General features: G+C 60.9%; 19 protein-coding genes. 9 read left to right on the forward strand and 10 right to left on the reverse strand.

The window, feature by feature from the left end:
- Window positions 1-2: 2 nt before the first annotated feature.
- Window positions 3-632, forward strand: a complete 630-nt coding sequence (locus tag ACI77I_RS03885; RefSeq protein ID WP_406996987.1) for an HAD-IA family hydrolase — start codon at window positions 3-5, stop codon at window positions 630-632.
- A 75-nt stretch (window positions 633-707) separates the two neighbouring features.
- Here ACI77I_RS03885 and ACI77I_RS03890 read toward each other — a convergent pair whose 3' ends face one another.
- Window positions 708-1454 (reverse strand): 3-oxoacyl-ACP reductase family protein, encoded by a 747-nt coding sequence (locus ACI77I_RS03890; protein ID WP_406996988.1) that lies wholly within the window; start codon window positions 1452-1454, stop codon window positions 708-710.
- A 106-nt stretch (window positions 1455-1560) separates the two neighbouring features.
- On the opposite strand from ACI77I_RS03890, the gene ACI77I_RS03895 reads away from it, so the two are divergent.
- Complete coding sequence (locus tag ACI77I_RS03895) at window positions 1561-2484, forward strand: LysR family transcriptional regulator (RefSeq protein ID WP_094950315.1); 924 nt, start codon at window positions 1561-1563, stop codon at window positions 2482-2484.
- A gap of 142 nt (window positions 2485-2626) precedes the next feature.
- Here ACI77I_RS03895 and ACI77I_RS03900 read toward each other — a convergent pair whose 3' ends face one another.
- The 3 genes from ACI77I_RS03900 to ACI77I_RS03910 form a co-directional block, all read right to left on the reverse strand.
- A complete protein-coding gene (locus ACI77I_RS03900; protein ID WP_406996989.1) occupies window positions 2627-3355 on the reverse strand; it encodes an aspartate/glutamate racemase family protein in 729 nt (242 codons plus the stop codon).
- 13 nt (window positions 3356-3368) lie between these two features.
- The gene (locus tag ACI77I_RS03905; protein ID WP_406996990.1) at window positions 3369-4898 is read right to left on the reverse strand and encodes an NCS1 family nucleobase:cation symporter-1; all 1530 of its coding nucleotides are present in this window, start codon (window positions 4896-4898) and stop codon (window positions 3369-3371) included.
- Window positions 4899-5366: 468 nt separating this feature from the next.
- The gene (locus tag ACI77I_RS03910) at window positions 5367-6101 is read right to left on the reverse strand and encodes a phosphoadenylyl-sulfate reductase (RefSeq protein WP_003214958.1); all 735 of its coding nucleotides are present in this window, start codon (window positions 6099-6101) and stop codon (window positions 5367-5369) included.
- A gap of 151 nt (window positions 6102-6252) precedes the next feature.
- Here ACI77I_RS03910 and thrH point away from each other — a divergent pair, with 151 nt between their 5' ends.
- Window positions 6253-6870, forward strand: coding sequence for a bifunctional phosphoserine phosphatase/homoserine phosphotransferase ThrH (gene thrH / locus ACI77I_RS03915; RefSeq protein ID WP_094950312.1), 618 nt, complete (start codon window positions 6253-6255; stop codon window positions 6868-6870).
- Between the two features lie 119 nt (window positions 6871-6989).
- Here the strand turns inward: thrH and ACI77I_RS03920 are convergent, their stop codons facing one another.
- From ACI77I_RS03920 to ACI77I_RS03945, 6 genes are all read right to left on the reverse strand, one after another.
- The gene (locus tag ACI77I_RS03920) at window positions 6990-7346 is read right to left on the reverse strand and encodes a type II toxin-antitoxin system HigA family antitoxin (RefSeq protein WP_094950311.1); all 357 of its coding nucleotides are present in this window, start codon (window positions 7344-7346) and stop codon (window positions 6990-6992) included.
- On the reverse strand, window positions 7346-7648 hold the full coding sequence (locus ACI77I_RS03925; RefSeq protein WP_094950310.1) for a type II toxin-antitoxin system HigB family toxin: 303 nt from the start codon (window positions 7646-7648) through the stop codon (window positions 7346-7348). Before ACI77I_RS03925 ends, ACI77I_RS03920 begins: the two co-directional genes overlap by 1 nt.
- 226 nt (window positions 7649-7874) lie before the next feature.
- Window positions 7875-9218 (reverse strand): aminodeoxychorismate synthase component I, encoded by a 1344-nt coding sequence (pabB, locus tag ACI77I_RS03930; RefSeq protein ID WP_406996991.1) that lies wholly within the window; start codon window positions 9216-9218, stop codon window positions 7875-7877.
- Window positions 9219-9419: 201 nt separating this feature from the next.
- A complete protein-coding gene (locus tag ACI77I_RS03935; protein WP_094950308.1) occupies window positions 9420-10406 on the reverse strand; it encodes an alpha-L-glutamate ligase-like protein in 987 nt (328 codons plus the stop codon).
- Window positions 10406-11938: an inactive transglutaminase family protein gene (locus tag ACI77I_RS03940; RefSeq protein WP_094950307.1), complete on the reverse strand. Its 1533-nt coding sequence runs from the start codon at window positions 11936-11938 to the stop codon at window positions 10406-10408. Before ACI77I_RS03940 ends, ACI77I_RS03935 begins: the two co-directional genes overlap by 1 nt.
- Before the next feature lie 5 nt (window positions 11939-11943).
- Window positions 11944-12480, reverse strand: coding sequence for an ATP-dependent zinc protease (locus tag ACI77I_RS03945; RefSeq protein WP_094950306.1), 537 nt, complete (start codon window positions 12478-12480; stop codon window positions 11944-11946).
- 271 nt (window positions 12481-12751) lie between these two features.
- Here ACI77I_RS03945 and ACI77I_RS03950 point away from each other — a divergent pair, with 271 nt between their 5' ends.
- The 6 genes from ACI77I_RS03950 (at window position 12752) to prpD (ending at window position 21210) form a co-directional block, all read left to right on the forward strand.
- Window positions 12752-13474, forward strand: coding sequence for a GntR family transcriptional regulator (locus ACI77I_RS03950; RefSeq protein WP_064453641.1), 723 nt, complete (start codon window positions 12752-12754; stop codon window positions 13472-13474).
- Window positions 13471-14364, forward strand: coding sequence for a methylisocitrate lyase (gene prpB, locus ACI77I_RS03955; RefSeq protein WP_021491517.1), 894 nt, complete (start codon window positions 13471-13473; stop codon window positions 14362-14364). The genes ACI77I_RS03950 and prpB overlap by 4 nt, the downstream gene beginning before the upstream one ends.
- A gap of 41 nt (window positions 14365-14405) precedes the next feature.
- The gene (gene prpC, locus ACI77I_RS03960; protein WP_406996992.1) at window positions 14406-15533 is read left to right on the forward strand and encodes a 2-methylcitrate synthase; all 1128 of its coding nucleotides are present in this window, start codon (window positions 14406-14408) and stop codon (window positions 15531-15533) included.
- Window positions 15534-15716: 183 nt separating this feature from the next.
- A complete protein-coding gene (gene acnD, locus ACI77I_RS03965) occupies window positions 15717-18311 on the forward strand; it encodes a Fe/S-dependent 2-methylisocitrate dehydratase AcnD (RefSeq protein ID WP_263273801.1) in 2595 nt (864 codons plus the stop codon).
- A gap of 10 nt (window positions 18312-18321) precedes the next feature.
- Entirely contained in the window at window positions 18322-19512 is a 1191-nt protein-coding gene (gene prpF / locus ACI77I_RS03970) for a 2-methylaconitate cis-trans isomerase PrpF (protein ID WP_406996993.1), read from the forward strand.
- Window positions 19513-19725: 213 nt separating this feature from the next.
- On the forward strand, window positions 19726-21210 hold the full coding sequence (gene prpD, locus ACI77I_RS03975; protein WP_406996994.1) for a 2-methylcitrate dehydratase: 1485 nt from the start codon (window positions 19726-19728) through the stop codon (window positions 21208-21210).
- Window positions 21211-21317 lie beyond the last annotated feature (107 nt).

Consider the following 21317-nt stretch of genomic DNA (forward strand, 5'->3'; position numbering starts at 1 on the left):
CGTTGTTGCTGGATACCGAAGGCATCTACACCGAAGTCACGCAGATCATCGCCGAACGCTACGGCCGCACCTATGACTGGGGCATCAAGCAGCACATCATCGGGCGTGGGGCCCAGGACTTGGCCGACTACGTGGTCAAGGCGCTGGACCTGCCGATTACGCCGGCTGAGTTTCTGGAAATCCGCGAACCGCTGATGAGCGAGCGTTTCCCCAAGGCCCTGGGCATGCCCGGCGCCGAAGCGCTGGTGCGGCACTTGAAGGCGCATAACATTCCGATTGCGGTGGGCACCAGTTCGTCGCGCAACTCGTTTGGCCACAAGACCACATTGCACCGCGAATGGTTTGGCCTGTTCGGTACCATCGTCACCGCTGACGACCCGGAAGTCGGTGCCGCCAAGCCTGCGCCGGACATCTTCCTGACCGCCGCACGCCGCCTGGGCGTTGCGCCAGAAGACTGCCTGGTGTTCGAAGATTCGCCGTTCGGTGTTACCGCCGCAAAAGCCGCCAACATGACCGCCATCGCCGTGCCCGATGAAGCCATGGCCGACAGCAAATACCACCACGCCGACCAGATCATCCGCAAACTCGCAGACTTCGACCTGACCGCGTATGGCTTGCCACCCATGGCCTGACAAATGTGGGAGCTGGCTTGCCTGCGATAGCGTCCTCAAGCGCGCCATCGCAGGCAAGCCAGCTCCCACATTGGGTTATGCGCTGAAGCCACCATCAATGGTCAAGCTGGCCCCAGTGATATACCCCGCCTCAGGTCCCACCAGATAAGCCACAAAACTCGCAATCTCCTCCACCTGCCCATAACGCCCCACCGCCATCAACCCGATCAACGTCTCGGCAAACTCACCGCTCGCCGGGTTCATGTCCGTGTCCACCGGCCCAGGCTGCACATTGTTAATGGTGATGCCGCGCGGCCCCAAGTCCCGTGCCAGGCCCTTGGTCAACCCCACCAGCGCCGCCTTGCTCATCGCATACGGCCCGCCCCCGCCAAACGGCATGCGCTCGGCATTGGTGCTGCCGATGTTGATCACTCGGCCACCTTCACCCATATGCTTGGCCGCTTCCTGAGTGGCGATAAATACACTGCGCACATTGATCGCCAGAGTCTGGTCGAAGTCTTCCAGCTTGAAATCTTCCAGTGGCGCGATGGCCAGCACACCGGCGTTGTTCACCAGGATATCCAGGCGCCCAAACGCTTCGACGGTGGCGTTGACCGCATTGCGGATCGCCGTGGCATCCGCGCTGTCGGCCTGGATCGCCAAGGCTTTGCCGCCGGCGCTGATCACGCTGTTCTGCAGCTCTTCGGCTTTTGCGCCCGAGCTGACGTAGGTAAAGGCGACGGCTGCGCCTTGCGCGGCGAGGCGCTTGACGATGGCAGCGCCAATGCCGCGGGAACCGCCTTGGATCAAGGCGACTTTGCCAATGAGGTTGTGTGTGGTCATGTCGATCTCCAAGTAGTTGATGGGTCGAGTATCGACTTCACCCACCCAACCCGGTAGACCGTGATTGCTATAGTCTGTGTAAACCAAAAGTTTAGAATGAGCTGATATGGAAAGCTTTGGCAGTATCGAATGTTTCGTGCGCAGCGCCGAAGGCGGCAGCTTTGCCGAAGCCGCCCGGCACCTTAGCCTGACCCCGGCGGCGGTGGGTAAAAGCGTCGCCAAGCTGGAAGCGCGCCTGGGTGTGCGCCTGTTCCAACGCAGCACCCGACGCCTGACCCTGACCGAAGCCGGCAAGCTGTTCCTCGAAGAAGTCAGCGCCAGCCTCACCACCATCCAGAATGCCGTGGCTAACCTTGCCAGCGCCGAAGGGCGGCCGGTGGGCACGCTCAAGGTCAGCATGGGCACGGTGTTCGGCAATCGTTATGTGGTGCCGTTGCTGGCGGAGTTCATGCGGCGCTTTCCGGATATCAGCCCCGACTGGCATTTCGATAATCGCCAGGTCGACCTGATCGGCCAAGGCTTCGATGCCGCCATCGGCGGTGGTTTTGAACTGCCCCAAGGCGTGGTGGCGCGCAAGCTGTCCCCCGCGCATCGGGTGTTGGTGGCGTCCCCGGATTACTTGGCGCGACGCCTGCCGGTGCACGCGCCCGAAGATTTATCGCGGTGCCTGGGCATCCTGATCCGCTCTCCGCAAACTGGCCGCGTGCGTACCTGGCAGCTCACCGGCCCGGAACGTGAACAACGCCCGCTGGTGCTCAAGCCGCGCATGACCATGAGCGATTCCGAAGCCGCCTGCTGCGCCAGCGCCCAAGGCCTGGGTATCGCGCTGGTGAGCATGCCGATGGCCATGCCGTTCTTCGACAGCGGCGCATTGGTACGGGTGTTGCCCGACTGGTACGTCGACGACGGCAGCATCTCTCTCTACTACGCCGAACACAAACTGCTGCCCGGCAAGACCCGCGCGTTCGTGGAGTTCATCATCGAGCAGTTTGTCGAGCAGAAACTGGGGCAACGGTTCAGCGCGATTTGATCACGGCTGCCTACCGAATCGCGGCCATCGCGGGCAAGCCCGGCTCCCACATCCGACCGCATTCCATGTGGGAACCCGGCTCCCACATCCGACCGCCTTCCCATGTGGGAGCCGGGCTTGCCCGCGATGCAGACGCCTCGGTCTACCTGCCGAACATACCGGGCCAACCAATGACCTTCTTCGGCCTCGGCGCCGCATACGTCCTGATCTTCGACGTCGACAACCCCAGCCGCACCAGCGATTCAGCAATCGTCACCGCCGCCGTCACCCCATCCACCACCGGCACGCCGGTGCGCTGGCGAATCTGCTCATCCAGCCCGGCCATGCCGCCGCAGCCCAGGCAGATCACCTCGGCCTTGTCCTCACGGATAGCCAATTGCGCCTGGCGCACGATGGCTTCCATGGCCGCCAGCGGGTCTTCTTCCAGCTCCAGCACCGCCATGCCGCTGGCGCGCACCGAGGCGCAGCGCTCATACAGGCCGGCAAGTTTCAGCCGGTCTTCGATCAACGGCACGGTGCGGTCCAGCGTGGTCACCACCGAATAGGCATGGCCCAAAAACATCGCGGTGCTGGCCGCCGCTTCGGTGATGTCCACCACCGGCACGTTCAATAACTCCTGCAAACCTTCACGGCCATGTTCGCCATAGCCGGCCTGGATCACTGCATCAAACGGCTGATCGTAGGCCATCACCCGATCCATCACGGCGATAGCGGCCAGGTAGCTTTCAAAATTGCCCTCCACCGACTCGGCGCCAAAGTACGGGGTAAGCCCGACGATCTCAGTGCCCGGCGAGGCCACGGCCCGTGCCTGCTGGGCGATGGTTTCGGTGATGGATTCGGTGGTGTTGACGTTGACCACGAGGATGCGCATGGAATGTCCTTGATTAATGACTGACGTTATCGACTGCAATGCTTTCGCCGCTGACATCGGCGTAGAACGCTTGGCGCTTGGCAATCAGCCGGTACAACAGCCCTGCAATACCGGCGCCAAACAACCAGGAAAACGGTGCCACACTGGCAAAGCCGGGCAGCAGCGCCAACAGAATCGCGATCACTGCCGCAGGCACAAACGCCGCCACCGCGCGCAAATTGACGCCGCGGCTGTAGTAATAAACCCCCTTCGGGTCTTCGCTATACAACTGCAGCACGTCCACCTGATTTTTACGGATCAGCCAGTAATCGACCATGATCACCCCGTACAACGGCCCCAGCAGTGCGCCCAGGCCGGAGAGGAAATACACGATCACCAGCGGGCTGTTGTAGAGGTTCCACGGCAGGATCAGCACCGCCAAGGTGGCGCTGATCAACCCGGCGCGACGGAAGTTCAGGTACTTGGGCGCCAGGTTGCTCAGCACAAACGCCGGGGCAACGAAGTTGGCCATGATGTTCACCGCCACGGTGACGATCAGGAACGCCAGGCAGCCCAGCACCAGGAAGAAGGTGTTGGGGATGGCCGCGATGATTTCGGTCGGGCTTTCGATGACCCGGCCATTGAGCTGGAACTGCCCGCCGCACAGCAGCACGGTAATTGCGGCAAACACCAGGATATTCACCGGCAAGCCCCAGAAATTGCCGACCAGGATGGTCTTGCGGCAGGGCGAGGAGCGGGCGAAGTCGCAAAAGTTGAGGATCAGCGTGCCGTAGATGGTCAGCCACAACGCGCCACCGGCAAAGATATTGCGCCACATCTCGCCGCCGCTCAGCGGCTCGCGTATTGACCAGGCAATGTTGCCGTCGACCTGCAAGTACATCCAGCCGGCCAGCGACGCGACGGTCACTAGAATCACCGGCCCGGCGAACGCTTCATAGCGGCGCACCATTTCCATGCCGTAAGCCAGGATCGCCAACTGCACCAACCAGATCGCCACGAAACACGCCCAGCCCAAGGTGGATAAACCCAGGATCGAGTTGTGGTCATACTCGGCAAACCCCGGATGAATCGCCGACAACAACACGCGAAAAACCACCGAGGCCAAGTAGGTCTGGATACCAAACCAGGCAATCGCAATCACCGCGCGAATCAATGCTGGAATCTGCGCGCCGTGGATGCCGAAACTGATGCGGCTGATCACCGGGAATGGCACCCCGGTCTTCTGGCCCATAAACCCCGACAAGTTCATGAAGAAGTACACCAGCGCCGCGCCAATCCCCAGCGATAACAGAATTTGCCAGCCGCCAAGCCCCAATGCATACAGGCCGATGGCAAATGAATAGTTGGCGATGTTGTGCACGTCGTTGGTCCACAACGCAAAGATGCTGTAGCGCCCCCAACGTCGGCCCTCGGTCTTGGTGGGCGCCAGGTCCTTGTTGTGCAGGCGCGGGCTGAGCACCAGCGGGCCGGGGCTTGCCGGCTCGGGGGTCAGGGCGGAGGAGGGCAGATCCAGTGCGATGTTATTCGAGAGGCGTGTACGCATTCCGGCAGGCTCCGGCGCATCTTCGGCAGCGCCTCAGATGGCAAAGTGTATGTATGTTTTGTATTTATTGTATACAAGGCGCACTTCACCTTAAGCCACATGCGTGCCAGTTTTCGGTCTATCAAAACCGTGAGTAATTTCCTTTTTGTTAGATGTTCAAATAACTGACTGAATTAAAAGCGATATAAATTGACCGTTTGAACAGGTATTTATTTTTCGCTGGAGAGGCGCTCTATTCAAGAGGCAAAAAGCATGCGGGGATGGGTGTTACGTTTTGGTGCGAAAGAACATGGATTGCACACATAAATGGCACCGATGGTTACATTGATGTGTACAAGATTTACATCCACCACAAAGCAAATGTGGGAGCGGGCTTGCCCGCGATAGCGGTGTATCAGCCAACTCCTCATTGACTGACACCCCCTCATCGCGGGCAAGCCCGCTCCCACATTTTTACTGCACTCAATCTCAGGCCTTGCTGATGATATTCCCAGCGTGCAACCCGCATTCCTTCTGCGTAGCTTCTTCCCACCACCAGCGGCCCTCACGCTCGTGCTGGTTCGGCAATACCGGGCGGGTGCAGGGCTCGCAGCCGATGCTGATAAACCCGCGTTCATGCAAGCTGTTGTACGGCAACTCGAGCATGCGGATGTAACCCCAGACTTCCTCGCTGGTCATCTGCGCCAGCGGGTTGAATTTGTACAGGGTGCGCTCGGGCGTGGAGAACGCCGTATCAATTTCCAATGCCGCCACCTGGCTGCGGGTGCCGGGGCTCTGGTCACGGCGTTGGCCGGTGGCCCAGGCGCTCACGCCGGACAGTTTGCGTCGCAGCGGTTCGATCTTGCGCACGCCACAGCATTCGCCATGGCCGTCCTTGTAGAAACTGAACAGGCCCTTTTCCTTGACGAAAGGTTCCAGCTTGCTCTGGTCCGGCGAAATCAGCTCGATGTCGATCTTGTAAAACTCACGCACCTGCTCGATGAACCGGTAGGTTTCCGGGTGCAGGCGGCCCGTGTCGAGGCTGAACACCTTGACGTTCTTGTTCAGCTTCCAAGCCATGTCTACCAGCACCACGTCCTCGGCACCGCTGAAGGAAATCCACAGGTCATCGCCGAACTGGCTGAACGCCAGCTTGAGAATGTCCTGGGCGGATTTGTTGGCATAAGTCGCGGCGAGTTCAGCGACGTCGAAGGCTTGGTTCATCAGGACGGTTCCTACAGGTCAGTGGCGCTGAGCGCTCTATAGGGGAGCGATGGTATCAAAATCCGCCCTGCGTTGCGGCGGCCAGCTTGAATCGCTAGAGTTCGGCAGTCCTTTTGCTCGCTCAACTAACAACATCTAATGGGAGTGTCTTGTGGAAATTGCCTGTCTCGACCTGGAAGGGGTGCTGGTTCCGGAAATCTGGATCGCCTTCGCCGAAAAAACCGGTATTGAATCCCTGCGGGCCACCACCCGCGACATTCCCGACTACGACGTGCTGATGCAGCAGCGCCTGCGCATCCTCGACGAGCACGGGCTGAAGCTCGCTGACATTCAGGAAGTGATCGCCACCCTCAAGCCGCTGGACGGCGCCATCGAGTTCGTCAACTGGCTGCGCGAGCGCTTCCAGGTGGTGATCCTGTCAGACACCTTCTACGAGTTCTCCCAACCGTTGATGCGCCAGTTGGGCTTTCCGACCTTGCTCTGTCACCGCCTGATCACCGATGAAAACGATCGGGTGGTGAGCTACCAACTGCGCCAGAAAGACCCGAAGCGCCAATCGGTGCTGGCGTTCAAGACCCTCTACTACCGCGTGATCGCCGCTGGCGACTCCTACAACGACACCACCATGCTCGGCGAAGCTGACCGTGGGATCTTGTTCCATGCGCCGCAGAATGTGATTCGCGAGTTCCCACAATTCCCGGCAGTGCATACGTTTGAGGACTTGAAGAAAGAGTTCATCAAGGCGTCGAATCGGGCGTTGAGCCTTTAGAGCATCAGTGCTACTGATGGCCCTATCGCAGGCAAGCCAGCTCTCACCTTGGGATCGTGTTCACACAGTTCAAAATGTGGGAGCTGGCTTGCCTGCGATGGGGCCAGCTCAGGCGCCGCCTAAACCCCTGCCAGCAACCGATCATAAGGAATACTTAAACCTTCATGCAGGCGCTTGATCATCGCCAAGCTCAACTTGCGCTTGTGATTCAGCACTTCGGACACTCGCCCGCTTGTACCTATAAAGGGCTCAAGGTCACGGGCGGTCATACCCAATTGCTCCATGCGAAATTTAATCGCTTCCACCGGGTCCGAAGCCGGCATTGGATAGTGCTCGGCCTCGTACTTCTCAATCAGGACAGCGAGTATTTCCAGCTCGTCACCCTCAGGCGAGCCGATTTGCGCGCCCCATAGCTGCTCGACGCGTGCGAGCGCCGCAGTCAGGTCTTCCTGGGTATGAATAGGTTTGATGTTCATCACACGGTCTCCGCGTTGATCTGGTCGTATTGCACATGGGTTCCCGCAAAACGTATGAACCCCAGCTGTCGCTGATAATCGATCGCCATGACCACTCGATACTTGTTGCCACCCACGTTGAACACCACCCTGCCACCTTTGAGAATACTCGCGGTTCTGAGCTCTGCCTTGAGGGCTTGTGGTGTTTGGTAAGTGGTTTTCTCCATATGACGATACAGCTCGACCATCGGCGTTTTGGCATCGCCATAAGCTGGGTGGCTTTCCCAGAATATTCGTAAGGTAGAGAGAGCGATTATGCGCATCGCTTTAATCTCCCATTTTGGGAGATCATAGGTGCGGTTGGGTGGATATGCAATCGCGGAAATAATTTCTGACGAGTAGGCAGTCGCTTCATGTGATCCTTCACAAACGGCGGGGGGCGGTAGGGGCTGGACGCTATCCTGCAGCCCACGCGTCGTCCACGACCCTTCTGATTCAGGTTTTTTCGGCTGCTCGGTTCTGCGTCTGAAAGTCAGGAAGGGCTGGGTGCTACAAGCCTTCCAAAGTTTGTAACAACACCCGCACCTTCGTCAGCGATTCCTGATACTCCGCCTCCCACTGCGAATCCGCCACGATCCCGCCGCCGCCCCAGCAGCACACCTGGCCATCCTTGACCAGCAGGCTGCGAATCGCGATGGAGCTGTCCATCTCGCCGCGCACGTCCAGGTACACCAACGAGCCGCAGTACAAGCCGCGTCGAGTCGGCTCCAGCTCGTCGATGATCTGCATGGCACGGATCTTCGGCGCGCCAGTGATGGAGCCGCCGGGGAAGCTGCCGGCGATCAGGTCGAGGGCGTCTTTGTCGTCGGCCAAGGTGCCGGTGACGCTGCTCACCAAGTGGTGCACGTTGGGGTAGCTTTCCAGGCTGAACAACTCCGGCACTTTTACCGAGCCGGTGCGGCAGGTGCGGCCGAGGTCGTTGCGCAGCAGGTCGACGATCATCAGGTTCTCGGCGCGGTCTTTGGGGCTGGCCAGCAGTTCGGCGGCGTTGGCTGCGTCTTCTTCGGGCGTCAAACCGCGCGGGCGGGTGCCTTTGATGGGGCGGGTTTCGACGCGGCGCTGGCTGATGTGTACAAAGCGCTCCGGCGACAGGCTCAGCACTGCACCGTCGTCCGGCAGGCTCTGGAACCCGGAAAACGGCGTAGGGCAGGCCTCACGCAAGGCGCAGTAAGCCGCCCACGGATCGCCGACGCACGGCGCACGAAAGCGCTGGGCAAAGTTGACCTGGTAGCAGTCGCCGGCCTGGATGTAATCCTGAATGCGCCCGATGGCTTGCCGGTAAGCTTCGGCGCTCAGGTCTGGGGCCATGGGGCCGTTCAGTTTGAAACTCGCCGGGAGGTTGGCAGTTTCAGCGTTGAACAGCGCAATCAGGCGTTGTCGCTCGCTGTCAGCAAGCGAGGGGTGAAACACCAACTGGCTGGTTTGCGCCTGGTGATCGCTGATCAGCGCCCAGGCATACAGCCCAAAGCGTGCATCCGGCAGGTGCAGGTCATCCACCGCCAAGTGCGGCATGTGTTCCAGGTGGCGGCCGAAGTCGTAGCTCAGGTAACCGATCAAGCCGCCAGCGAACGGCAACTCATAACCAGCAGGCAAGCCCGCTTCACCCAACTGCGTGAGGTTTTCGCGTAGGCGTTGCAGGAAATCACTGCCGTTTTCGTCAGACCGAACCGTTAGCGTTTCCACCGGCCAGGCGCTGAGCAGGTCATAACGACCGCGCTCGGCAGTCGGGCGGCCGCTGTCGAGCAGCACCGCGCCGGGGGCGTGGCGAATCGCCGTAAAATACTCGGCGGGGTTGGCCCGGTAGGGCAGCGGGTGTACGGAACAGGTCGACATGCGGGGTGGATCAGCCGTTGGCGCGAGGGAGGCGATTGTAGTCCCCCGTAGGCCTTGGTCCTAGAGGGGATGTCGACGATAGGCAGATTGAGGGCCTGTCGTGAGGGATCGGTTGCTTGTTACAACGCTATCGCAGGCAAGCCAGCTCCCACAGGTTGATCGTATTCCAATGTGGGCGCTGGCTTGCCTGCGATGAGGCCTTCAGCCTTCCACGGCCGGGATATGCCCAAACATCGCCTGCACGAATTTAACCCGTTCTTCCGGCGTTTCTGTCACGCCCGCAGCCTTCAATTCTTCCAACCGCGCTTCCACCGCATGGGTACGCAACGTCAGGCCGCAGTCGTTGGCAATCTGGATATTCAGCCCCGGCCGCGCATTCAGTTCGAGGATCAGCGGGCCTTTTTCCTGGTCCAGCACCATGTCTACGCCGATATAACCCAGCCCGCACAGTTCATAGCAACTGGCCGCCAGCTTCATGAAACCGTCCCAGTTGGGCAGTTGCACGCCATCCACGGCGTTGGTGGTGTCGGGGTGTTTGGTGATGATGTTGTTCAGCCAGGTGCCGCGCAACGTCAGGCCGGTGGCCAGGTCGACACCTACGCCAATCGCGCCCTGGTGCAGGTTGGCCTTGCCGCCGGACTGGCGCGTCGGCAAGCGCAGCATGGCCATCACCGGGTAGCCCATCAGCACAATGATGCGGATGTCCGGCACGCCTTCGTAGCTGATGCTCTTGAAGATCTGGTCGGGCACCACGCGGTATTCGATCAGCGCACGATCGCGGTGGCCGCCCAAAGAATACAGGCCGGTGAGGATGCTGGAGATCTGATGTTCGATTTCTTCATGGCTGATGATCTTGCCGGACACCGTGCGATAGCGCCCTTCAAAACGGTCGGCCACCACCAGGATGCCATCGCCGCCGGCGCCTTGGGCCGGCTTGATCACGAAGTCGCTGCGCCCACCGATGATCTCGTCGAGCTTGTCGATTTCCTTCTCAGTGGAAATGATCCCGTACATCTCCGGCACATGGATGCCAGCCGCCATGGCACGTTCCTTGGTGATGATCTTGTCATCCACAATCGGATACAGGCTGCGCTTGTTGTACTTGAGCACGTAGTCGGCGTTACGCCGGTTGATGCCCATGATCCCCCGCGCTTCGAGAGCCTTCCAGGTCTTCCAGAAGCCGAACATTACGAGTCAGCCTTGAGGAAGGCCTTGAAACGCACCAACTCGGTCAGGCGGTAGCCGCGATAACGCCCCATGGCCAGCATGAAACCCACCAGGATCAACAGGATCGCCGGGAAGGTGAACACAAAGTAGATCAGTTCCGGCACACTCATAATGATGTGCGCCAGCGACGCGGCGAACAGCGTACCAATCGCCACTTTCAGCGCATGGTTGGCGCCGCGTTCTTCCCAAGTGATCGACAGGCGTTCGATGGTCATGGTCAAAATCACCATTGGGAACAGTGCCACCGACAGCCCACGCTCCAGGCCCAGCTTGTGGCTGAACAGGCTGATGGCGGCAATCAGCACCACCACGAAGGTCAGCACCACCGAAAGCCTGGGCAGCATCTGCAGCTTCAAGTGTTCCAGGTATGACCTGAGGGACAGCCCCAACGCCGTAATAATGGTGAACAGCACAATCCCGAAGCCCAACTGCGTCTCTCGGAACGCCAGGGCGATCAGCACTGGGGTAAAGGTGCCGAGGGTCTGCAGGCCGATCAGGTTGCGCAGAATCAGGATCACCAGCACGCCAATCGGGATCATCACCATGATCATGAAGGTCTGCTGGGTTTGCAGCGGCAGGCCGTACAGCGAGTATTCGAGGAAATTGGCGTCGGTATTTTCGTCGGTCAGCTTGGCCAGACGAATGGCGTTCATTTCGCTGTTGTTCAGGCTGAACGTCACCATGGCTTTCTTGCCGCCATCGACCGTGATCAGGTTTTCATCGCCGGTCCACCATAGCAGGCGGTCGGCGGGCAGGCCTTGCTCACCGGTTTCCGGGTTGAAGTACAGCCAGTCATTGCCGTTGAAGCTGCGCAGCCACAGTTCTGGGGTTTGCGGCTGGTCGGCGACGAGGCGGATGGTGTGGACTTTTTCCACCGGCACGTGCGCGATGGACAGCAGCAACTCGACGATTTTGGCTTTGTGTGGCGTCGACGGGTCGCCCGCCAGCAGCAGTTTCACATTGTCGTCGTTGAGGTTGTTGGTGCGCTTGATCGCTTCGGTAATAAACGTCTCGACGTCAGCCGAGTGCTGGCGGATCGGCGCCAGCAGGGCTTCGGCGGCGATCTTTTCCGGGCCTTCCACGGCGATGCTGTCGCGGAAGGTCGGGCCTTTGACTTTGACCTTTTCGCCGCTGTAACGCTTGGTCAGCACCAGGCGGTAATACAGCGTCTGGTTGCCCTTGGCGCGGCGGGCCGACCAGGTGACCTTGCGGTTGCCGTCGGTGCGGTTGACGCTCACGCCGTAGTTATTGGAGATGAAACTCTCGTTGAGGCTGACGAAGTCGCGGCTCAGGGGCGGCACGAACATCGAGACCTTCACCGGGTCTTTGGGGTTGGCGACGAACTCGACTTTGGCGTCGATGTTCCACAGGTCGTCGGTGGCGTCTTCGGTGACGGGAATCCCCAGCACGAAAATCTGGTAGGCGGTGACCGAAATACCCAACACCACCAGGATGGTGATCAGGATTTTCAGGTGCAGGGTCAGAGAGCGCATTCGGTTTACTCGGCGGTATGAGCGTCGGCGGCGCAGGCAGGTTTGCCCGCTGCGTATTTAAGACTGGGGTCGACCAGCGCATCAAAGCGTTTCAAGGCTTCGGAGCCGATCAGCAGCGGGTATTGGAATGCGCTGCGGTCAGTCAAGTTCACTTCGATGCTGCGTAAAGCAGTGCCCATGCAGATGTCCAGGGCGATCACTGGGCGGGCGGTGTAGTTCTTGTCCTCATCGGGGTCGTAGTCACCGGCGCGGCGCTTGATCTTGCTGACGCGGGCCAGGGGGCGTTCGATGGGGTGGGAATGGGCGGTGTCGATGGCCAGGTAGAAGCGTACCCAGGATTCACCGTTGCGCTTGAAACGCTTGATATCGCGGGCGCTCAGCGAGGCGGTCTTGGCGCCGGTGTCGAGTTTGGCCGCGACTTCCAGGTCAATGCCCGCCAGTTTCGCGTATTCATTCAGGCCATACACGGTCTTCTCGGCGGCAACGCCAAGGCTCGGTAGGCACACTAGGCAAAACACTAGAAGGAAGGGCTTGAGTCTCATAGATCCTGAGGCGGTGCAGTGCGATGTTTATTCAAGGCGACTGGCATTGCTGCGCAAACTCCCTCGTGCGCCGTTTCATCAAGTGATGTCAGGCAAAAGCGGCGGGCATTCTAACATGATGCTTTTTTGGCGCCAGCGCTGGCAGGCGGCCATGCCCCGATGAGGTGCAGACGGGATTATTAGACGATTGTCGACAATGTGTATTTATTCTTTGACTAATAGGGGCTGATTGGCTAGTTTTTGCCACATTGCTTTTAAAGGTGTCGACAATATGCTGGATCAGCTGGAAACCCCAGTGGTGGCGCAAGACGATTCCCAGACCATGTCCGAGAACGTCTTCCGGCGTATCCAGGCCGCGATCGTCAAGGGCGAGATCGCCCCCGGCAGCAAGATTTCCGAGCCGGAGTTGGCGCGCACCTACGGCATCAGCCGCGGGCCGTTGCGCGAAGCGATCCACCGCCTGGAAGGCCAGCGCCTGCTGGTGCGCGTGCCTCACGTTGGCGCGCGAGTGGTGTCCTTGAGCCACGCCGAGCTGATCGAGCTCTATGAAATCCGCGAATCCCTGGAAGGCATGGCCTGCCGTTTGGCCGCCGAGCGCATGACCGACGCGGAAATCGAAGAGCTGCGCCAGGTGTTGCACACCCACGAACGTGACGAAGCGTTCCAAGCCGGCCTGGGCTACTACCAGCAGGAAGGCGACTTCGATTTTCATTACCGGATAATTCAAGGCGCCGGTAATCGCACCCTGACCCAAATGCTTTGCGGTGAGCTGTACCAATTGGTGCGCATGTACCGCATCCAGTTCTCCGCCACCCCTAATCGTCCACGCCAGGCCTTTGCCGAGCATCACCGCATTCTTGACGCGATCGCCGATCGCGACGGTGAACTGGCCGAACTGTTGATGCGCCGCCATATCGGCGCCTCCAAACGCAATATCGCCCGTCACTTCCCGGACGGTGCCCCCCAGACAGCCACTCAGCGAGGTGAGTCATGAGTTCCAACAATAAAACCACTCCAGGCCAGCGTTTCCGTGATGCAGTCGCCAGCGAACATCCATTGCAAGTGGTGGGCGCGATCAACGCCAACCACGCGCTGCTGGCCAAACGCGCCGGTTTCAAGGCGATTTATCTGTCGGGTGGCGGTGTAGCCGCGGGTTCCCTCGGCGTGCCGGACTTGGGGATTACCGGCCTGGATGACGTACTCACCGACGTGCGCCGCATCACCGACGTGTGCGACCTGCCGCTGCTGGTGGACGTGGACACCGGCTTCGGCTCCTCGGCCTTCAACGTGGCGCGCACGGTCAAGTCGATGATCAAGTTCGGCGCCGCCGCCATTCATATCGAAGACCAGGTCGGCGCCAAGCGCTGCGGTCATCGCCCGAACAAAGAAATCGTGTCCCAGCAGGAAATGGTCGACCGCATCAAGGCCGCCGTGGATGCGCGCACCGATGACAGCTTCGTGATCATGGCTCGCACCGACGCCCTCGCCGTCGAAGGCCTGGAGTCCGCCCTGGAACGCGCTGCCGCCTGCATCGAAGCCGGCGCCGACATGGTCTTTCCGGAAGCCATCACTGAGCTGGAGATGTACAAACTCTTCGCCTCCCGCGTGAAGGCGCCGATCCTGGCCAACATCACCGAATTCGGCGCGACTCCGCTGTACACCACCGAACAGTTGAAATCTGCCGATGTTTCCATCGTGCTGTACCCGCTCTCGGCCTTTCGCGCCATGAACAAGGCCGCCGAGAACGTCTACACCGCGATCCGTCGCGACGGCACCCAGCAGAACGTGATCGACACCATGCAAACCCGCATGGAGCTTTACGATCGCATCGACTACCACACCTTCGAGCAGAAGCTCGACGCGCTGTTCGCCGCGAAAAAGTAAAGAACGGCTTCCCTGAATAACTACAAAATTGGAGAAGAACCATGGCTGAAGCAAAAGTATTGAGTGGTGCCGGCCTGCGTGGCCAGGTGGCCGGGCAGACCGCACTGTCGACCGTGGGCCAGGCCGGTGCCGGCCTGACCTATCGTGGTTATGATGTGCGCGAACTCGCCGCCGATGCGCAATTTGAAGAAGTCGCCTACCTGCTGCTCTACGGCGAGCTGCCGACCAAAGCCGAACTGGCCGGCTACAGCAACAAGCTGAGCAAACTGCGCGACCTGCCCCAGGCGCTGAAAGAAGTGCTGGAACGCATCCCTGCCGACGCCCACCCGATGGACGTAATGCGCACCGGTTGTTCGTTCCTGGGCAATATCGAGCCCGAGAAAGACTTCAGCGTGCAACGTGATGTCACCGACCGCCTGCTCGCCGCCTTCCCGGCGATCATGTGCTACTGGTACCGTTTCAGCCACGACGGCCAGCGCATCGACTGCGTGACCGACGAGGCAAGCATCGGCGGCCACTTCCTGCACCTGCTGCATGGCAAGAAGCCGAGCGAGCTGCACGAGAAGGTCATGAACGTGTCGCTGATTCTCTATGCCGAGCACGAATTCAACGCATCGACCTTTACCGCTCGCGTGTGTGCCTCGACCCTGTCCGACCTGTATTCCTGCGTCACCGCCGCCATCGGCTCGCTGCGCGGCCCGCTGCACGGCGGCGCCAACGAGGCGGCGATGGAAATGATCGAGCGTTTCGGCTCGGCTGAAGAAGCCGTCGAAGGCACCCTCGGCATGCTGGCGCGCAAAGACAAGATCATGGGCTTCGGCCATGCGATCTACAAAGACAACGACCCGCGTAATGAAGTGATCAAGGGCTGGTCGAAAAAGCTCGCTGACGAAGTGGGCGACACGGTGCTGTTCCCGGTCTCGGAAGCCATCGACAAGACCCTGTGGGAGCAGAAGAAACTGTTCCCCAACGCTGACTTCTACCATGCCTCGGCGTACCACTTCATGGGCATCCCGACCAAGCTGTTCACACCGATCTTCGTGTGTTCGCGCCTCACTGGCTGGGCCGCGCATGTGTTCGAACAGCGCGCCAACAACCGCATCATCCGTCCAAGCGCCGAGTACATCGGCGTAGAGCAGCGCAAGTTCGTGCCAATCGAACGTCGCTGAATGGGATGAGCTGAGCACTTTGGCAAATGTGCTGTTCTGTGGGAGCTGGCTTGCCTGCGATCGAATCACCCAGGTGTACCTGTCACACCGCAGTGATGCCATCGCAGGCAAGCCAGCTCCCACAGAAAGCCAGGCCAGTGTCGACAGTCCACCCTGTGAACCTACCGTGACCGAGTCCTGACGATGAACACTGAATTTCGCAAATCGCTCCCCGGCAGCCGCCTGGATTTCTTCGACGCCCGTGCGGCCGTCGATGCAATCACCCCTGGCGCCTACGCCACCTTGCCTTACACCTCACGCGTACTCGCGGAGAACCTGGTGCGCCGCTGCGACCCGGCCACGCTCAATGCGTCCCTGAGCCAACTGATCGACCGCAAGCGCGACCTCGACTTCCCATGGTTTCCGGCGCGCGTGGTGTGCCACGACATCCTCGGCCAGACCGCATTGGTCGACCTCGCCGGCCTGCGTGATGCCATCGCCCTACAAGGCGGTGACCCGGCCCAGGTCAACCCGGTGGTGCCGACCCAACTGATCGTCGACCACTCCCTGGCCGTCGAAGCCGGTGGTTTTGACCCCGACGCGTTCGAGAAAAACCGCGCCATCGAAGACCGTCGCAACGAAGACCGTTTCCACTTTATCGAGTGGACCAAAAAGGCCTTCAAGAACGTCGACGTGATCCCACCGGGCAACGGCATCATGCACCAGATCAACCTGGAGAAAATGTCCCCAGTGATCCAGGTGCGCGATGGCGTGGCCTTCCCTGATACTTGCGTCGGCACCGACAGCCACACGCCGCACGTAGACGCCCTGGGCGTGATCGCCATCGGCGTCGGCGGCCTCGAAGCTGAGAGCGTGATGCTCGGCCGTGCCTCGTGGATGCGCCTGCCGGAAATCATCGGCGTGGAGCTCACCGGCAAGCTGTTGCCCGGCATCACCGCCACCGACATGGTGCTGGCGCTGACCGAGTTCCTGCGTAAACAAAAAGTGGTCGGCGCGTGGCTGGAGTTCTTCGGCGAAGGCGCCTCCAAACTGACCCTGGGCGACCGCGCGACTATCTCCAACATGGCCCCGGAATACGGCGCCACGGCGGCGATGTTCTACATCGACCCGCAGACTATCGCCTACCTGAAACTCACCGGCCGCGAAGACGAACAAGTCACCCTGGTGGAGCAATACGCGCGTCACACCGGCCTGTGGGCGGATGACCTCAAGGGCGCGCAGTACGAGCGTGGCCTGACCTTCGACCTGTCCAGCGTCGTGCGCAACATGGCGGGGCCGAGCAACCCGCACGCCCGCGTCGCCACCAGCGACCTGGCGGCCAAGGGCATCAGCGGCCAGTGGGACGAAGTGCCGGGGCAAATGCCCGACGGCGCGGTGATCATTGCCGCCATCACCAGCTGCACCAACACCAGTAACCCGCGCAACGTGATCGCTGCCGGCCTGCTGGCGCGTAACGCCAACAAGCTTGGGCTGACGCGCAAGCCGTGGGTCAAATCCTCGCTGGCACCGGGTTCGAAAACCGTGGCGATGTACCTCGACGAAGCGGGCTTGACCCACGAGTTGGAGCAGCTGGGTTTTGGTGTCGTGGCATTCGCCTGCACCACCTGCAACGGCATGTCCGGCGCACTCGACCCGGTGATCCAACAAGAAATCATCGACCGCGACCTGTACGCCACCGCCGTGTTGTCGGGTAACCGCAACTTCGACGGGCGCATTCACCCGTACGCCAAGCAAGCGTTCCTCGCTTCGCCGCCATTGGTGGTGGCCTACGCGATTGCCGGCACCATCCGTTTCGACATCGAAAAAGACGTGCTTGGCCTCGACGCCAACGGCAAGGAAATCCGCCTGCAAGACATCTGGCCGAGCGACGAAGAGATCGACGCCGTGGTCAAGGCCTCGGTCAAGCCGGAGCAGTTCCGCGCGGTCTACATCCCGATGTTCGCGATCCACGAAGACACCGGCCCCAAAGTCGCGCCGCTGTACGACTGGCGCCCGCAAAGCACCTACATCCGCCGCCCGCCTTACTGGGAAGGCGCGTTAGCCGGTGCGCGCCCGCTCAAGGGCATGCGCCCGCTGGCGGTGCTGCCGGACAACATCACCACCGACCACCTGTCGCCGTCCAACGCGATCATGCCGGGCAGCGCCGCCGGTGAATACCTGGCGAAAATGGGCCTGCCGGAAGTCGACTTCAACTCCTATGCGACCCACCGTGGCGACCACTTGACCGCGCAGCGCGCGACCTTTGCCAACCCGAAACTGTTCAACGAAATGGTCCAGGAAAACGGCAAGGTCAAGCAGGGTTCCCTGGCACGTATCGAGCCGGAAGGCCAGGTCACGCGAATGTGGGAAGCCATCGAAACCTACATGGAGCGCAAGCAGCCGCTGATCATCATTGCCGGCGCCGACTACGGCCAGGGTTCGTCCCGCGACTGGGCGGCCAAGGGCGTACGCCTGGCCGGTGTGGAAGCGATTGCCGCCGAAGGTTTTGAGCGTATTCACCGCACCAACCTGGTGGGCATGGGCGTGTTGCCGCTGGAGTTCCTGCCGGGTACCGACCGTCACACACTGAACATCGATGGCAGCGAAACCTATGACGTGGTCGGCCAACGCACCCCGCGTGCGCAGCTGACCTTGGTGATCAACCGCAAGAATGGCGAACGTGTCGAGGTGCCGGTGACGTGCCGCCTGGACACCGCCGAAGAAGTGTCGATCTACGAGGCGGGCGGCGTGTTGCAACGTTTTGCCCAGGACTTCCTGGAATCGGCGGCGACCGCCTGAGAGGTTAACCATGGCACACGCAGCGCAAATTAAGATCCCCGCCACCTACATGCGTGGCGGCACCAGCAAGGGCGTGTTTTTCAGCCTCAAGGACCTGCCCGCCGCCGCGCAGGTGCCGGGTGCCGCGCGCGATGCCTTGCTGTTGCGGGTGATCGGCAGCCCCGACCCCTACGACAAGCAAATCGACGGCATGGGCGGCGCCACTTCGAGCACCAGCAAAACCGTGATCCTGGCCAAGAGCACCCGCGCCGATCATGACGTGGACTACCTGTTTGGCCAGGTCTCGATCGACAAGCCTTTTGTCGACTGGAGCGGCAACTGCGGCAACCTGTCGGCAGCGGTGGGGTCGTTCGCCATCAGCGCCGGCCTGGTCGACCCGGCCCGAGTGCCCCGCAACGGCGTGGCCGTGGTGCGGGTCTGGCAGGCGAATATCGGCAAGACCATCATTGCTCACGTGCCGATCACCGACGGCGCGGTGCAGGAAACCGGCGACTTCGAACTCGACGGCGTGACCTTTCCCGCCGCCGAAGTGCAGCTGGAGTTTATGGACCCGGCGGCGGAAGAAGAGGGCGGCGGTGGCTCGATGTTTCCCACTGGCAACCTGGTCGATGACCTTGAAGTGCCCGGTGTCGGCACCTTCAAGGCGACGCTGATCAACGCCGGCATTCCGACGATTTTCATCAACGCTGAAGACCTCGGCTACACCGGCACCGAGCTGCAAGGCGCAATCAACAGCGACCCCAAAGCCCTGGCGATGTTCGAGACTGTGCGGGCCTATGGCGCATTGCGCATGGGCCTGATCAAGCACCTCGACGAAGCCGCCCAGCGTCAGCACACGCCGAAGGTCGCGTTTGTGGCCAAACCTGCCGATTACGTGGCGTCCAGTGGCAAGGCGATCAAGGCCGGTGATGTGGATTTGCTGGTGCGCGCGCTGTCCATGGGCAAGTTGCACCACGCCATGATGGGCACGGCGGCGGTGGCGATTGGCACGGCGGCGGCGATATCCGGCACCTTGGTGAACCTCGCCGCCGGTGGTGTTGAGCGCAATGCGGTGCGCTTCGGGCATCCGTCGGGCACCTTGCGTGTCGGTGCTGAAGCGACTCAAGTGAACGGTGAATGGGTCGTTAAAAAAGCCATCATGAGCCGCAGCGCGCGAGTCCTTATGGAAGGCTTCGTCCGCGTCCCAGGCGACGCCTTCTAACAGCTTGCACCGACCCCATGTGGGAGCGGGCTTGCCCGCGAATGCGGTGGACCAGTCACCTTATGTGCGACTGACAGATCGCCATCGCGGGCAAGCCCGCTCCCACACGCAATGGTGGTATCCGCACGACCAAGGCAGGCAATCAGACCTGCCACACCACGATCAACCCTGACCCTGAGGATGGAACAACCCCTAACTGTTTGGAGAACTGCCATGAGCGCCAACGTCGACCAGAACAACCGCCCCGACTACGACCAGGTCCTGCAGGACATCGCCGATTACGTCCTCAATTACCGCATCGAGTCCCGGGACGCCTTGGACACTGCCCGCAACTGCCTGATGGACACCCTCGGCTGTGGCCTGCTGGCCCTGCGTTTCCCGGAGTGCACCAAGCACCTGGGGCCGATCGTCGAGGGCACCGTCGTCCCGTTCGGCGCGCGCGTGCCCGGTACCTCGTTCCGCCTGGACCCGGTCAAAGCCGCGTGGGACATCGGCTGCATTGTGCGTTGGCTCGACTACAACGACACCTGGCTCGCCGCCGAATGGGGTCACCCTTCGGATAACCTCGGTGGCATCCTCGCCGTGGCTGATCATCTTTCGCAAAAGCGCGTGGCCAATGGCGACGCGCCGCTGACCGTGCGCGCGGTGCTGGAAGCGATGATCATGGCCCACGAAATCCAAGGTGTGATTGCCCTGGAAAACGCCTTCAACCGCGTCGGCCTTGACCATGTGCTGCTGGTGAAAGTCGCCTCCACGGCGGTCACGGCCAAGCTGATGGGCGCCAACCGCGAGCAGTTGCTGGCTGCGTTGTCCCACGCGTTTGTCGATGGCCAGGCACTGCGTACTTATCGGCATGCGCCGAACGCCGGCTCGCGCAAATCCTGGGCGGCAGGCGATGCATCCAGCCGTGGTGTGCGCCTCGCGGATATCGCCCTGCGCGGCGAGATGGGCATTCCTGGTGTGTTGAGCGCGCCGCAGTGGGGTTTCTACGACGTGCTGTTCAGCCACACCAACAAGGACCTGGCGCTCAAGCCTGAAGACAAACGCGCGTTCAGCCTGTCCCAGCCCTACGGCACCTACGTGATGGAAAACGTGCTGTTCAAGATCAGCTTTCCCGCCGAGTTCCATGCACAAACCGCCTGCGAAGCGGCGGTGACGTTGCACCCACAGGTCAAAGATCGCCTGGCTGACATCGAACGCATCGAGATCACCACCCACGAGTCGGCGATTCGCATCATTTCCAAGGTCGGGCCACTGGCCAACGCCGCCGACCGCGACCACTGCCTGCAATACATGACCGCCGTACCGCTGGCCTTTGGCAATCTGGTGGCCGAGCAGTACGAGGATGAATTCCACGCCGAGTATCCGATCATTGATGAGTTGCGCGACAAGATGGTCATCGTCGAAGACCCGCGCTACAGCCGTGAATATCTGGAGGCGGACAAGCGCTCTATCGCCAACGCGGTGCAGGTGTTTTTCAAGGATGGCACTCACACCGAGCAGGTCGCGGTGGAGTACCCGATTGGGCATCGTCGGCGTCGGGTGGACGGCATTCCGTTGCTGGAAGACAAGTTCAAGGCCAACCTGGCCACGCGGTTTACCGCGCAGCGCAGTGGGGAGATTTTTGCGTTGTGCAAGGATCAGGCGCGGCTTGAGGCCACGCCGGTTAACCGGTTTGTAGATCTGTTCGTTATTTAGAAGGCACTACAAAACTAATGTGGGAGCGGGCTTGCTCGCGAAAGCGGAGTGTCAGGCAATTCATCTGTCACTGACACACGGCATTCGCGAGCAAGCCCGCTCCCACA

Source organism: Pseudomonas sp. D47, from assembly GCF_045447305.1.
GTDB lineage: Bacteria > Pseudomonadota > Gammaproteobacteria > Pseudomonadales > Pseudomonadaceae > Aquipseudomonas.

Excerpts from the sequence above, each read along its gene's own strand:
- ACI77I_RS03890 (WP_406996988.1), bottom strand. The coding sequence starts at position 1,454 with ATGACCACACACAACCTCATTGGCAAAGTCGCCTTGATCCAAGGCGGT.
- ACI77I_RS03895 (WP_094950315.1), top strand. The coding sequence starts at position 1,561 with ATGGAAAGCTTTGGCAGTATCGAATGTTTCGTGCGCAGCGCCGAAGGC.
- ACI77I_RS03900 (WP_406996989.1), bottom strand. The coding sequence starts at position 3,355 with ATGCGCATCCTCGTGGTCAACGTCAACACCACCGAATCCATCACCGAA.
- ACI77I_RS03905 (WP_406996990.1), bottom strand. The coding sequence starts at position 4,898 with ATGCGTACACGCCTCTCGAATAACATCGCACTGGATCTGCCCTCCTCC.
- ACI77I_RS03910 (WP_003214958.1), bottom strand. The coding sequence starts at position 6,101 with ATGAACCAAGCCTTCGACGTCGCTGAACTCGCCGCGACTTATGCCAAC.
- ACI77I_RS03920 (WP_094950311.1), bottom strand. The coding sequence starts at position 7,346 with ATGAACATCAAACCTATTCATACCCAGGAAGACCTGACTGCGGCGCTC.
- ACI77I_RS03925 (WP_094950310.1), bottom strand. The coding sequence starts at position 7,648 with ATGCGCATAATCGCTCTCTCTACCTTACGAATATTCTGGGAAAGCCAC.
- pabB (WP_406996991.1), bottom strand. The coding sequence starts at position 9,218 with ATGTCGACCTGTTCCGTACACCCGCTGCCCTACCGGGCCAACCCCGCC.
- ACI77I_RS03935 (WP_094950308.1), bottom strand. The coding sequence starts at position 10,406 with ATGTTCGGCTTCTGGAAGACCTGGAAGGCTCTCGAAGCGCGGGGGATC.
- ACI77I_RS03940 (WP_094950307.1), bottom strand. The coding sequence starts at position 11,938 with ATGCGCTCTCTGACCCTGCACCTGAAAATCCTGATCACCATCCTGGTG.
- ACI77I_RS03945 (WP_094950306.1), bottom strand. The coding sequence starts at position 12,480 with ATGAGACTCAAGCCCTTCCTTCTAGTGTTTTGCCTAGTGTGCCTACCG.
- ACI77I_RS03950 (WP_064453641.1), top strand. The coding sequence starts at position 12,752 with ATGCTGGATCAGCTGGAAACCCCAGTGGTGGCGCAAGACGATTCCCAG.
- prpB (WP_021491517.1), top strand. The coding sequence starts at position 13,471 with ATGAGTTCCAACAATAAAACCACTCCAGGCCAGCGTTTCCGTGATGCA.
- prpC (WP_406996992.1), top strand. The coding sequence starts at position 14,406 with ATGGCTGAAGCAAAAGTATTGAGTGGTGCCGGCCTGCGTGGCCAGGTG.
- acnD (WP_263273801.1), top strand. The coding sequence starts at position 15,717 with ATGAACACTGAATTTCGCAAATCGCTCCCCGGCAGCCGCCTGGATTTC.
- prpF (WP_406996993.1), top strand. The coding sequence starts at position 18,322 with ATGGCACACGCAGCGCAAATTAAGATCCCCGCCACCTACATGCGTGGC.
- prpD (WP_406996994.1), top strand. The coding sequence starts at position 19,726 with ATGAGCGCCAACGTCGACCAGAACAACCGCCCCGACTACGACCAGGTC.